Annotated in this window: 13 protein-coding genes; 8 read left to right on the plus strand and 5 right to left on the minus strand. The window is 65.9% G+C overall.

The genetic code is table 11. The features are described from left to right. Positions 1-2: 2 nt before the first annotated feature. Positions 3-1439 (minus strand): amidase family protein, encoded by a 1437-nt coding sequence (locus H5407_RS02140; protein ID WP_183102761.1) that lies wholly within the window; start codon positions 1437-1439, stop codon positions 3-5. A gap of 370 nt (positions 1440-1809) precedes the next feature. On the opposite strand from H5407_RS02140, the gene H5407_RS02145 reads away from it, so the two are divergent. The 8 genes from H5407_RS02145 (at position 1810) to H5407_RS02180 (ending at position 9263) form a co-directional block, all read left to right on the plus strand. Next, positions 1810-2685: a branched-chain amino acid ABC transporter permease gene (locus H5407_RS02145; protein ID WP_183102945.1), complete on the plus strand. Its 876-nt coding sequence runs from the start codon at positions 1810-1812 to the stop codon at positions 2683-2685. A gap of 3 nt (positions 2686-2688) precedes the next feature. Beyond that, positions 2689-3747: a branched-chain amino acid ABC transporter permease gene (locus tag H5407_RS02150; protein ID WP_183102762.1), complete on the plus strand. Its 1059-nt coding sequence runs from the start codon at positions 2689-2691 to the stop codon at positions 3745-3747. Continuing rightward, positions 3744-4481, plus strand: coding sequence for an ATP-binding cassette domain-containing protein (locus H5407_RS02155; protein ID WP_183102763.1), 738 nt, complete (start codon positions 3744-3746; stop codon positions 4479-4481). Before H5407_RS02150 ends, H5407_RS02155 begins: the two co-directional genes overlap by 4 nt. Further along, positions 4474-5160: an ABC transporter ATP-binding protein gene (locus H5407_RS02160; RefSeq protein ID WP_183102764.1), complete on the plus strand. Its 687-nt coding sequence runs from the start codon at positions 4474-4476 to the stop codon at positions 5158-5160. Before H5407_RS02155 ends, H5407_RS02160 begins: the two co-directional genes overlap by 8 nt. A 50-nt stretch (positions 5161-5210) precedes the next feature. Further along, on the plus strand, positions 5211-6395 hold the full coding sequence (locus H5407_RS02165) for an ABC transporter substrate-binding protein (protein WP_183102765.1): 1185 nt from the start codon (positions 5211-5213) through the stop codon (positions 6393-6395). Next, the gene (locus H5407_RS02170; RefSeq protein WP_183102766.1) at positions 6395-7807 is read left to right on the plus strand and encodes an amidase family protein; all 1413 of its coding nucleotides are present in this window, start codon (positions 6395-6397) and stop codon (positions 7805-7807) included. The genes H5407_RS02165 and H5407_RS02170 overlap by 1 nt, the downstream gene beginning before the upstream one ends. Beyond that, positions 7804-8349, plus strand: a complete 546-nt coding sequence (locus tag H5407_RS02175) for an amino acid synthesis family protein (RefSeq protein WP_183102767.1) — start codon at positions 7804-7806, stop codon at positions 8347-8349. Before H5407_RS02170 ends, H5407_RS02175 begins: the two co-directional genes overlap by 4 nt. A gap of 125 nt (positions 8350-8474) precedes the next feature. Further along, a complete protein-coding gene (locus H5407_RS02180; RefSeq protein ID WP_255501021.1) occupies positions 8475-9263 on the plus strand; it encodes a FadR/GntR family transcriptional regulator in 789 nt (262 codons plus the stop codon). A 69-nt stretch (positions 9264-9332) separates the two neighbouring features. Here the strand turns inward: H5407_RS02180 and H5407_RS02185 are convergent, their stop codons facing one another. From H5407_RS02185 to H5407_RS02200, 4 genes are all read right to left on the minus strand, one after another. Beyond that, complete coding sequence (locus tag H5407_RS02185) at positions 9333-10535, minus strand: acyl-CoA dehydrogenase family protein (RefSeq protein ID WP_183102769.1); 1203 nt, start codon at positions 10533-10535, stop codon at positions 9333-9335. 15 nt (positions 10536-10550) lie between these two features. Continuing rightward, positions 10551-11189 carry an acyl-homoserine-lactone synthase gene (locus H5407_RS02190; RefSeq protein WP_183102770.1) on the minus strand — a complete coding sequence of 213 codons (639 nt, stop codon included), beginning with the start codon at positions 11187-11189 and terminating at the stop codon, positions 10551-10553. 561 nt (positions 11190-11750) lie between these two features. Further along, entirely contained in the window at positions 11751-11981 is a 231-nt protein-coding gene (locus H5407_RS02195) for a helix-turn-helix transcriptional regulator (protein ID WP_310737605.1), read from the minus strand. Positions 11982-11990: 9 nt separating this feature from the next. Continuing rightward, a complete protein-coding gene (locus H5407_RS02200; RefSeq protein ID WP_183102772.1) occupies positions 11991-12479 on the minus strand; it encodes an autoinducer binding domain-containing protein in 489 nt (162 codons plus the stop codon). Positions 12480-12535: the final 56 nt, after the last annotated feature.

Genomic DNA, 12535 nt, shown 5'->3' on the forward strand with positions numbered 1-12535 from the left:
GCTCAAGCCAGGCTTCTGTGACTTCGGGTGGCGTCCCGCTGTCCGGCTTGCATCCGGAGTGGCCGCTCGGCCACGCCCGCGTGGCCAACTGCCTGCTGGAAGGCGTAGCTGGCCTTGAGTACCGTGCTGTCGTCGTACTGGCGGCCCACCAGCTGCAGGCCGATGGGCAGGCCTTCGGACGTATGGCCGGCGTACAGGCTGGCGGCTGGCAGCCCGAGCTGGTTGCACCAGGGGGTGTAGACGGGGTAGGGCGGGTTCTGCTGCAGGTTCTCGCTCAGTGCCGGCGGCGGCGAGGGGTGGACGGGGCTCAGCACCAGGTCGAACCGCGTGAAGAACTCGTTGACCTCTCGACCTGCCTCGCCCCGGCGTGCCAGCGCGTCCAAGACGCAGTGCTGCGGTAGTTGGCGGCCGGCTTCCACCAGGGCCTTCAGGGAGGGGTCCAGGCTGTGAGCGGCGTCGCCCAGGGAGTCGGCCAGCCTGGCGGCGAAGGCGCTCCACAACACGCCGTGGATCTGCAGGCATTGCAGCACGGCGGGAGGATCCGCCAGCTCGACATGGGCTCCCATTGACTCGAGGATGCGGGCGCTGTGCTTCAGGGTCGCCACGATCTCGGGGTCGGCCTGCCTGTCCAGTCCCAGCGAAGGGCTCAGGGCTATGCGCAGGCGCTGCAGGGGCGTCCGGAGGGCGGCCCGGTAGTCGGCGGGGTCGTAGGGCAGTGCATACCAGTCGCGCGGGTCCGGGCGCGAAATGATGTTCATCATGGCTGCCGCGTCCTCGACGGTTCGCGCCATCGGGCCGACATGGCTGAGCAGTGCGAAGGCGCCCCTTGGATGGTGGGGCACGCGTCCGAAGCTCGGCTTGAAGCCGTAGATGCCGGTGAAGGCGGCGGGGATGCGAATGGATCCGCCGCCATCGGTGCCCAGGGCGAGCGGGCTCAAACCGGCGGCAACCGCGGCCGCGGCGCCGCCGCTGGAGCCGCCTGGCGTGTGTGCCAGGTTCCAGGGGTTGCGGGTGACGCCGCTGAGCGGGCTGTCGGTGGTGATCTTGTGGGCGAAATCCGGCAGCGTGGTCTTGCCGAAGATCACTGCACCGGCGTCGCGCAGACGGCGCACGGCCGGGCTGTCGGGTAGCTGGACGCGCTCGGGGCTCACTGCGAGAGAGCCGAAGCGGGTTGGCATGTCGTCGGTGCCGAGGTTGTCCTTGATGGATACAGGGATGCCGTCCAGTGTGCTGAGGGCCTTGCCTGCGCGCCATCGTGCCTCGGAGGCGCGAGCCTGCTGCAGGGCGCTGTCTTTGTTCATGAAGCAGAAGGCGTTGAGCGCCTCTGCCAGGGTTTCATGCCGGGCGAGCAGGGCTTGGATGACTTCGACTGGCGACAGTGCCCGGGTGGCGTAGTGGCCGATCAGCTCGGTGGCGCTCAGTTGGTGCAATGGTGGCATCGTCGTTCCTTTGGTGAATCATGGTAATAAATATGATTGATGAAGGCAGCACTCCTCTGCACGGTTTGTGCCCCTTATTCTTGGAGACTCCTTCGATGTGCCATTGTTTTCTGGGTATTCATGCGATGAAGCAGGTGTTGTAAAGGGTAAGCACCTATCGGACTCCCGGTGCTGCTCTGTCTATTATGATCATAAATTCACAAAGGAGCCAAGATGAAAAGAGTGCCAGAGAAGGGGGCGGTCAGCCTGGATGGCGCTGGCGCAAGCCGGCCTGTTGAGGTGCGGAGCCCAGTGAGAGGTCGGCGGTGCCGGGCCATGTCGCGCGGTGTGTCCTGCGTCATGCGCGGGGAGGTGTGCGATGAGTGAGGCTGTGGTGCTGCTGCTCAACGTGCTGAGCCAGGTCTGTGTGCTGGCCCTTGTCGCGTTGGGGCTTGCCATCGTTTTCGGCATGATGGACATCGTCAACTTGGCCCATGGTGACTTCGTCACCCTCGGGGCCTTCACCCTCGCGGCGCTTCAGCATGCGGGTGGCGCCGAGGCCTACTGGCTTGCACTGCTGGCGGCCCCGCTGATTGGTGCTGCCGCGGGCTGGCTGCTGGAGGTCACGGTCATCAGGCTGCTGTATCACCGCACCCTGGACACGCTGCTGGCCACCTACGCCGTCAGCCTGATCGTCCAGAAGCTGCTGGAACTGAGCTTTGGCAAGCATCCCCAACTGGTCCAGACGCCTATTGGCGGCTCGCTGTCCCTGCTTGGTGCCGAGTACCCGGCCTACCGGGTCTTCGTCATCGTCATAAGCCTCGTCGTGGTGGCCTTGTGTGCTTTGGTTTTCTCCGGTACGCGCTTCGGCATCCATCTGCGCGCGGTGATCCAGAACCCGTGCATGGCCGAGGGCCTGGGCATCAACACCCGCAAGATGAACCGCTCCGCATTTGCCCTGGGCGCTGCGCTGGCGGCCTTCGCTGGTGTGCTGGTGGCGCCGCTCGTGTCCGTGGAAAGCCACCTGGGGCTCAGCTACCTCAGCAAGGCCTTCTTCGTGATCGTGGTCGGGGGCATCGGCTCCGTGCTGGGTGCGGTGACGGGCAGCGCTCTGATCGGCAGCGTCGAGACCCTACTGAACTACCGTGTCGATCCCTCGCTGGCCTCGGCTCTGGTGCTGATCATGGCCATCGCGCTGATCCGCATCCGGCCTCAGGGCCTGGTGCCGGGCTTCAGCGCGGCGCATCAACTGCTGGGCAAGGGGTGAGCCATGCGTCATCGTCTTCGCGCGCTCGCTGCGCTGTCGAACCAGCCCCGAACCACCCATGTCGAGAAGCGCAGTCTCCTACTCGGCGGGCTGCTCGTCCTGGCCCTGGTCGGCGCTCCCTGGCTCCTGTCCTCCTACGCGACGACGGCTCTGCGGGACTCCCTGATCCTGGCCATCTTCGCCGTGAGCTATGACCTGCTGTGGGGCAAGGCCATGGTCCTCACGCTGGGCCATGCCGTCTTCTTCGGCATCGGGGCCTACGGCGTGGCCATCGCCACGACGCAGCTGGAATGGAGTTGGCTGCAGGGCACGGGCCTGGGCATGGCCGCTGCCGTGCTGATGGCGGTCTCCATCGGCTACCTGCTGCTCTACGCAGGGGTGCGGCTTCACTTCTTCGCCATCATCACCATGGCCGTGCTGCTGATCACCAGGCAGTTGGCGACCAGCTGGCAGTCGGTGACCGGCGGCGATGTCGGCATCCTGGGCATCCCTGGCATCCGCATCGAGTTGCCGGGAGGGGAGCTCGATTTCTCGGACGAGCGTGCTTCCTATCTGCTGGCACTGTTCGCCCTGGTGCTCGTCCTGCTGCTGGTCTGGCGCCTGGTCCGGACGCGATATGGCCTGGTGCTGGCCGCCATCGGCATGAACGAGTTCAGGGCCAAGCATTGCGGCTTCGACACCTCCTGGCATCTGGTGCTGGTATTCACGCTTTCCGCGGCCCTGGCAGCCTTCAGCGGGGCACTCTATGCGGGCGCGGCCGGCGTGGTGGCCCCTGACCTCTTTTCCATCCTGATGTCTACCGAGGTCATCCTCTGGGTGGCTGTCGGCGGCCGGGGCACGCTGATCGGGCCGGTGATCGCTGCAGTCTTCTTCACGCGGGTCCAGCAGGAGGTCAGCAGCTTCAGTACCGATCTATGGCCACTGATCCTGGGCGTCCTCTTTCTTGTGTGCGTGCTGGCACTGCCGAATGGCATTGTCGGCCTGCTGAAGTCGCGGAGCCGAGCCGCCCCGCAACAGCCGGCGGGCCAGGACAGCGTTGCCAGCGCGGGAGTCGAGCCATGAACGCGCCTTCCCTGTTGAAGGCGCAGAGCGTCAATGTGGCCTTTGGCGGCATCCATGCGGTCAAGGAGGTCGCGCTGGACATCTCGCCTGCGGAGCTGCTGTGCGTGATCGGACCGAACGGCGCTGGCAAGAGCACCTTGCTGGGACTGCTGTCAGGCACTTTGAGGCCGCACTCGGGCCGCCTCCTGATCGATGGCAAGGACCTGACTCGAAAGCCGCCTCACGAGTTTGCAAGGCGTGGCGTGATCCGGAAGTTCCAGGGCACCAATGTCTTCCAGTGGCTCAGTGTCCGCGACAACCTCATCGTGGCTGGCCAGGGGGTGGCCGCCGACCGTTCGAACTCGCCGCCCGAGCTCCAGGACATCCTCTATCTGACCGGCCTGCGCCACAGGGCCGACGAGCTGGCCGAATGCCTGCCCCATGGCGAGCGCCAATGGCTCGAGATCGGCATGGCGCTCATGTGCCAACCGCGCCTGCTGTTGCTGGACGAACCTGCGGCCGGCATGAGCGTGGAGGGCACCCGCCGAATGGCGGACATGCTGCGGCGCATGGCGCAGGAGATCGCCGTGGTGGTGATCGAACACGACATCGGCTTCGTCCGCCAGCTCAACTGCCGCACCCTGGTTATGCACCAGGGGGAGGTCATCCGAGAAGGCAGCTTCGCAGATATCGAGCAGGACGAACAGATCCGCCGCATCTACCTTGGCCGTGGCAAGGAGGAACACCATGCTTGAGGTGCGTGAACTGTGCGCCGGCTACGGCGGGGCTCAGGTGCTGGACCATGTCCAGTTCCATCTGCTCAAGGGCGAGGTGCTTGGCATCCTCGGGCGCAATGGCGCGGGCAAGTCCACCCTGGTCAAGGCTGTCATGGGCATGCTGCCCCAGACCAGCGGCAGCATCGAATTCCGCGGCCAGCAGTTGCGCGGTCTCCCCACGTATCGGATCGGACGTGCCGGCATCAGCCTCGTACCACAGGGGCGCTGGATCTTTCCCCGCCTGAGCGTCTTGCAGAACATGCAGGCCGCCTGCCCCGACGGGACTGAGCCGCCCGACATCATCTTCAGCTACTTCCCCGTGTTGAAGCACCGTCTGCGGCAGATGGGCGGCACCATGTCCGGCGGCGAGCAGCAGATGCTGGCCATCGCTCGGGCCATGTGCGCAAGGCCCAAGGTGCTTCTGTTGGACGAACCCTCCGATGGCGTCCAGCCCAACATCGTCCAGATGCTGGGCGAGCTCATTCCCAGCCTGTGCAAGGAGCTGTCGATCTCGGCCGTGCTGGTCGAACAGAACCTGGACCTGGTCATGAACGCGGCGCAGCGCTGGCTCGTGCTGGAACGTGGCCGCATCGTCCACGAAGGCCGATTGAATGGCCTCGGTGAGCTCGAGAAGCTCGAGAAGCTCCTGGGTGTCTAGACCGCGCCCAGAACATGTTTACCCATCCCATGCAAGGAAAGGATCCCCTCATGATCAATGCAGACATTCATCGCCGTACATTGCTGCGTGGCGCGGTCGCTGGCCTGGCCTGCGGTGCGGCCCCTGCCATCGTCAGGGCGGCCGAGCCCATGCGCATCGGCCTGCTGGCACCCTTCAGCGGGCCGCTGGCGCGCGTGGCGGAAACCAATCGGAACTGCCTGAAGCTTGCGGTCGATGAAATCAATGCGGCGGGCGGCCTGATGGGGCAGCCGCTGAAGATCGTTGCGGAAGACACGCAGATGTCGGCCAAAGTTGCGCTGGACAAGGCGCGCAAGCTGTTGATTGGCGATGGCGTGTCCATGATTACCGGCATGGTTCTGCCTTTCGAGCGCGAGGCCGCGCTGCAAGTGGCCGGACGGGTCCAACGCCTGGTGGTCTTTCCCAACTTCGACGAAGGGCGCTGCCATCCGCTGCTCCTGACCACGGGACTGTCCAGCAACCAGCGGGTCGATCCCCTGATCGATTGGGCGGCCAAGGAGGGGGGCAAGACCTTCTTTGTGCTGGTGTCCGACATCGGCAGCAACCGCAGTGTGCTGATGCCGCAGATCCAGGCCGCGGTGGAGGCCAGTGGCGGCAAGCTGATCGGCACCCGCTACTTTCCCTTCGGCACCCGGGACTACGGCCCCGTGCTCCAGCAGATCCAGAGCCTCGCTCCCGATGTGGTCTGGCACAGCATCGGCGACGATCCGGTGAGCTTCGTCAAGCAGTACCACAGCTTTGGTATGAAGCCGCAACTGATCACGGACATCACCCACGAGTCGCTGGCCATGGCCACCGAGGGCGCTTCTGTCGGCACGGTCGGCGTATCGCCCTATTTCATGGGGGTTCCCACGCCGGAAAATCAGCATTTCCTCGACGCCTACACGCGTCAGTTCTCGGACTCCACGCCCTTGCGCGTGGGTGGGCATGTCGTGATGCTGCCGCACGGCGAGAGCACCTACACGGGCGCCAAGCTGTTTGCCTCGGCCGTGGCCAAGACGGGGCGTGCGGACGCCTCCTCGGTCAAGGCGGCGGTGAGCGGCGTCGTCATCAATGCGCCGCGGGGCCGCGTCGTGCTGGGTCCGGGCGGTTCGCACCTCAACGGCGTGGCCCTGGTCGCGCGAGCCCGGGCGGATGGCACCTTCCAGTTGCTGGACACCACGCCCACTGTTCCTGTTCACTGCTTGGCCGGATGATGAACGAACTCCTTGACATGTCGGCCGGCGAGCTCGTCCTGGCCTACCGCGGGAAGACCCTCTCGCCCGTGGAACTCATGCGTGCGGTGCTGGATCAGGTGAGTCGCCTGAATCCGCAGCTCAATGCTTTCCGGGTTGTCGATGAGGAAGGCGCCCTGCAGGATGCGGCCGCCTCCGAACGGCGCTGGCTGCAGGGCATGCCCTGCGGCCCGCTGGATGGCGTACCCGTCTCGGTCAAGGACATGGTCGCAACCCGTGGTATGTCGACCCTGTTCGGTTCCTGCACCTTGCCGCCAGGGCATCTGGCGGACCTCGATGCGCCCTGCGTCGAATTGCTGCGGCGGGCGGGGGCGGTGATCTTCGGCAAGACCACCACTACCGAGTTCGGCAACAAGATCGTCAGCGACAGCCCCTTGACCGGCGTGACGCGCAACCCCTGGAACCCGTCGCTGAGCGCCGGCGGCAGCAGCAGCGGGGCGGGGGTCGCCCTGGCGGCGCGTATGGGCACACTGGCCGTCGGCACGGACGGAGGCGGTTCCATCCGGGTGCCCGCCGCCTGGAATGGCGTCTGTGGCCTCAAGCCCTCCTTCAAGCGTGTGCCGACCCTGGATTCCCACAATGTCGGCGAGCTGTCCAATGTCGGGCCCATGGCGCGCAGCGTGCAAGACCTTGCCCTCATGCTGACCGCCATGGCGCGGCCCTGGCCTGCCGACTGGCAGTCCTTCGGTGGCCCGGTGGAGGACTTCTGTCGTGGACTCAACCGTGGCGTGGAAGGGCTGCGCGTGGCCTTCAGCGCGACCCTGGGCATCATCGACGTCGATCCCCAGATCACCTCGGCCGCATGCAATGCAGCGCGCCTGCTGGAGCAGCTGGGCGCTCGCGTGAGCTGGCTGGAGACGGTGGAACCTCTGCAGGGCTATATGAAGAGCGAGATGCACTCCATCCTGTGGATGGCTCGGTCCGAGCAGTTGGTGCGCCACACGCCCGAGCTGCTGCATCAGCTGATGGACCCCGAGATCCTGGCGCTGGCGGAATGCGGCAGGCGCCTGAGTGCTGCCCGGCTCATGGACGCCCTGCAGGCGCGCATGGAGCTGTCCAGTGCCATGCACGCCTTCTTTGCGCACTATGACGTGTTGGTCTGCCCCAGCTTTCATCGCCTGCCGCCGCCCAACCCCGGCCTGCCGCCGGACATGCGCATGGCGCCGCCCCTGACCTCCTGGTGCAACCAGACCCAGCAACCCGCAGCCAGCGTGCCCTGCGGGCTGAGTCGGGAGGGCCTGCCCATCGGCCTGCAGGTCATCGGCCCGCGCTTCCACGATGGATTGGTCTTGCGCGTCTGCCGTGCCTATGAACAGGCGCGCGGTGCGTTTCCGGCACCGCCCCTGGTGCTGGCCAAGGAGGAATCGACATGAGGATTCGCAAACTATTCAGCCAGGTGGAGGAGATCCAGGAAGAGCAGGGGCGGCGCGTTGGACGGCCGATTCGCCGTGTGGTCACGGCTGCCGTGTTGGAGAACGAGTACGCCGGTCGCTGGCAGGAAGACCTGTCAGCGCTCTATGGCCTCGGTCGTGATCTCGGCCAGCAGCTGACTGCCTCCGCGCTGCAGCTGCTGGGCGGGGAGGCGGCCATCGTGGAGGCCTATGGCAAGGGAGCCATCGTGGGGACCTCCGGGGAGGTGGAGCATGCCGCAGCTCTGTTGCACCCCCTGTTCGGCAAGGCCGTACGGGCTCGCCTAATGCAGGCTCTGGCCGTGATGCCCTCGACCGTGAAGCGTGCGGCACCGGGGGCCGTTCTGGATGTGCCCGTCCACAACATCCTGGATCCCTGGAGTTTTGACCACTTCGATGCCGTCAGTTTTTCGATCGCAGACGCGCCATTGCCGCGGGAAATCGTAGTGGCCCTGGTGCTGTCGGAAGGCGGTCGACCACTGGCCCGCATACAACCGCAGCATTAGGAGGTGAAGGCCTTGCAACGCCCTGATGCCGGTTGGGCCTACGGTATCATCCCTCGCAGCCAGAACAGCCGGGAGCGGCGGTGACGAATAAACAGGTTGCGCAGCGCGGCCTCAAAAGAGGGGACTTGGTCGTTGAGGAAATCAAGCGCTGGATCACCGGCCGGAACTTGAACCCTGGCGAGAAGCTGCCCAAGGAAGCCGAGTTGCAGGAAATGTTCGGCGTAAGCCGGGGCACCATGCGTGAGGCCCTGAAGGCGCTGGAGGTCCAGGGCCTGATCCGGCTCAGCACCGGGCCGGCCGGCGGTGCCACCATCGAACGGGTCACACTGGATCGGACCTTCCAGTTCCTCCAGAACTACCTCTTCTTCCAGGACATCACCATCGGGGACATCTATGCGCTGCGCCGCATGCTGGAACCCGAGATGGCGGCACTGGCTGTGCCGCATCTCAGCGAGGCCGACCTCGAAGCCCTGGAGCGCAGCATCGAGATCTCCAACCCGAGCCAGGACAACGCCCATTCGGCCGCGATGCAGCGCGTCGAGGACCTGCACTTCCATGACATCCTGGCCGAGGCCTGCCCCAATCCCTTCCTGCGCTTCCAGTGCAGGCTGATCAATCGCATGCTGGAGACCATGGTGGTCTCTTCGCTGCATGCCACGCAGGACGAACATCAGCGTCTGGGCGAGGCGGCCTGGCGGGCTCACCGCAAGATTCTCGCCGCCGCTCGCAAGTCAGATGCCGACCAGGTGCGCAAGCTGATGCTGGCCCATATCGTCGAGAATCAGCGGCATCTGGATCTGCTGCAGGCCGGCCTTCGCAGTCGCCTGGTCCTGGACTCCGAACTGCGTTTGGGAGCCGGCCTGCCGGTGGCGGGGGATCCGTCCCTGCTGCTGCGCAGGCAAGCCAAGGCTTGAGCGGCACGGGCGGTCGTGCCAGAGGCCTGATGCTCCGTGCCGCAACTGCAGCCGGGGCACCCGCCGTGCTTACGCCAGTATGGCGTCCTCGGCGCCCTGGCGCTGCTGCAAACGTGTGACCATCAGGCGTTGCATGTCGCCGGTGCCCTCGAGGATGTCGTAGGCCTTGGCGTCGCGGTAGAAGCGCTCGAACACAGGATGCCCATGCAGGCCCTCGAGTCCCACGGTCTGGAGGACGGTCTCGGCGATCTCCATGGCGATGCGTGAGGCAAAGGCCTTGGCCATGGACGAATCCCTGGACACCGGCAGGCCTTGCTCATGCCTCCACGCGGCCTTGTGGCACAGGAGCCGGGCCGCGCAGATCTTGCCGCTGATGCCGCTGAGCATGGCGGCCACCTGCTGGCGTCCCCAGTGGGCGGGCTGCGGGCTGGCGGCGTCCAGAAAGCGCATGAGCTCGTCGCGAGCCCGGGCGCAGCTGCCGATGATCACGGAAGACAGTACGGGCCGGAAATAGTCCCAGGAGCTCTGCGCGCCGGAGAAGGCATCATGAAGCCGGCTCTCATCCCCGCGCTGCAGCAGGCTCTCGTGGGGCACCAGGCAGTCGGAGTAGGACAGCACGGCCAACTGGCTGCCCCGCAATCCCAGCATTTTCTCCAGGCGTACCACCTGGAAGCCGGGCGTGCGGGAGTCAACGGCAAAGGCTCGTACGCCAAAGCGTCCCCGGCCCTTGTCCAGCGTGGCGAAAGTGACCACGAAGTCGGCCCGCGCCCCATTGGTGATGAAACACTTGGTGCCATTCAGTACATAGCCTTCGCTGCAGGCCCGGGCGCTGGTGCGCAGGGCGGTGGCGTCGGAACCGGTGTCCGGTTCGGTGATGGCAAAGCCACCCCAGACCGGGACATCGCGCTGGAAGCGGCTGAACAGCGCACGCTGCTGCTCCTGCGAGGCCAGCGCCAGCAAGGGCGGCGTGGACAGGCCGGGGCCGGGCAGGGCGAGTGCCAGCGCCGGGTCGGCATGGCCCAACTGCTCCATCAGCAGCACCCGCTGCATGAGCGGCCACAGACCCTCGTCGCCCCCATGCTCAGGCGGCACGAGATTGAGGTTCAGGGCCCTCACATGGACCTGCTTCCAGAAGCCGGACGGGATGTCTCCTGTCGCATCGACGGCGGCCGCGTGCTGCCGCATGGCGCTGCAGAGGTCCTGCATTGACAGACCCATGCCGTTCAGCCTTTGCTGCAGCTGGTCGAGTTGCAAGTCGGTATTCAGGTTCATGGGGAAGGTCCTTTCTCAGGCGGGCTGAGCATGGGCGGGCTGGGCCCGCATTGAGGAAGCCTCGGGGCACAGGCGATGAGGCTGGCGGGTGCGCAGGCGGACGCTGGCCAGCGCGTCCTCGCTGAGCCGCAGGCGCAGGGCGATGACGGGGACGCCGCCCAGCAATCGCGCAGGGCCGCAGCGTTCATAGCTCCAGCCCATGCCCATCACGACGCGGCGAGCATGGTCCTCGCTCATCACCGCCAGCATCTGGTGGATGCCGTGGTCCAGCCCGTATTCCAGGCAGGCGGCGACCAGCTCGGCGACGGACTGGCCGCGTTCGTGCGGCCCGAGTTCAGGGTCGGTGCCCAGGCGCGAGACTTCCCAGGTCTTTGGGGACCGCGGCGGCGGGAAGGGGCCCAGCAGATCGGCCCAGAGCTTCTCGATCATGTAGGGTGCTGTCGTGGGCAAAAGCCGTAGCAGGCCCGCGATGCGACCATTGGCTGCGCGGCTGACCAGGTGGACGGTAACGTCGGTGTCGAACTGGTCACGTTCCAGCTGCTGCTGGCAATGAAGTTGCCAGCCGGCGTGCTGGACGAAGACACGGTAGCGGAAGTGGTAAAGCTCTCGTGCCACGGGAGAATCGGCAGGCAAGGCTTGATGGACTTCAATCATGGAGGGCTCCCAGAGGTATGCGAGGGATGCTAGGAACAACGCACCTGGGTGGGCACCTACCCAGTCAGATAGCTTGAACAGGGGCAGCACCCCGCGCACCGGGAGTCCAGGGGCAAATGCGGCATGCGACCCGGCGGCTTCACCGGTCGGAGCGCGTGGGTTTGCATGGCGTCTGCAAGCTCACTGAGTTGGAAATGGGCAGACAAAGCAGTCCCCGCTGACGACGGGCGCAGCGGCGCGGGATCGGCCCGGCCCCTTGAGCTTCGCCGTGGCGATGCGGCGTGAGGTGTCGCCCGCCGACGCTCGGGCCGCGTCAGCGTCGATGCGCCTTCGCCGCCATGGATTCGGCATCATGGCCTGCGTGTGAGTGGGTGTCGGCGCAGACGGCCGGCCGCAAGGACGTCCCCCTCGAGGCAATGAGGGGCGCATGCGTTGGGCGAGGGCCAGGCCAGGATTGGTGTCGCGGGCTGCCCTGCAGCAGGTGGCTGGGGGCAGGGGGCCTACCAGCGGGCTTGGCAACTTGAGCAGGTGGCCGCGCGGGGGCCACTGCTGCAGCGGGACTCAGGGCAGGTGGATCAAGCCCAGGCTGGCTGCGCGGACAGCCGCCGTCACCCGACTGGCGGTATCGAACTTGCGCATGGCGTTCTTCAGATGGAAATTGACAGTGTGCTCGGACACTGCCATCAGCTGCCCGATGTCCCAGGACGATTTGCCCTGCGCCACCCAGCCCAGGCATTCGCTCTCACGGGGTGTCAGGCCGATCGTCGAAACCTGTGCCGGCGAGCCGCAGATCGCTGAGTATCACGAATGGAAGACGACCGCCATCACCTGGGCCTGGGTGCGGGTCTGCGCGGTCGCAGCCACCTGGGAGCAGTCGGGCCTCCGCGAGGCCAGGGTCGTCAGGAAGACCTTCCCCCATGGCTCGTGGATCGGAATGGAAAGACCCTCGCGCAGCCCGGCGTCTCGGGCTTCTTCCAGGACGATCAATTCACTTTGACAATCGACCTGAAGGTCTCGCCATTGGTAGGGGGTGGCAGTGGCCCGGGCATGGCGGATGACGGGGTCCTTGCGGAAGTAGTCCCGGTGAAGGTAACGGCTTACCCAATGATCCGGATAGTTTGAGGCCAGGACGCGATGCTCTGGCGCCGATGCCGATCCTGTGCCCGCCACGGCTTCCCAGTAGCTGAGGGAATAGTGATCAAAACTCAAACGACCGACTGCCCGCTCGAAGGCCTCCAGCAGGGCGGCCACGTTGTCGGCCTGATTGGCTTCTTCAATGAATGCGCGCATGAGAGACTCCCACAACACATTGAGCGGCCAGGGCGTTCTTTCGACGATTCCCGTGC

The organism is Mitsuaria sp. WAJ17 (assembly GCF_014174515.1).
Classification (GTDB): Bacteria; Pseudomonadota; Gammaproteobacteria; order Burkholderiales; family Burkholderiaceae_C; genus Roseateles_B.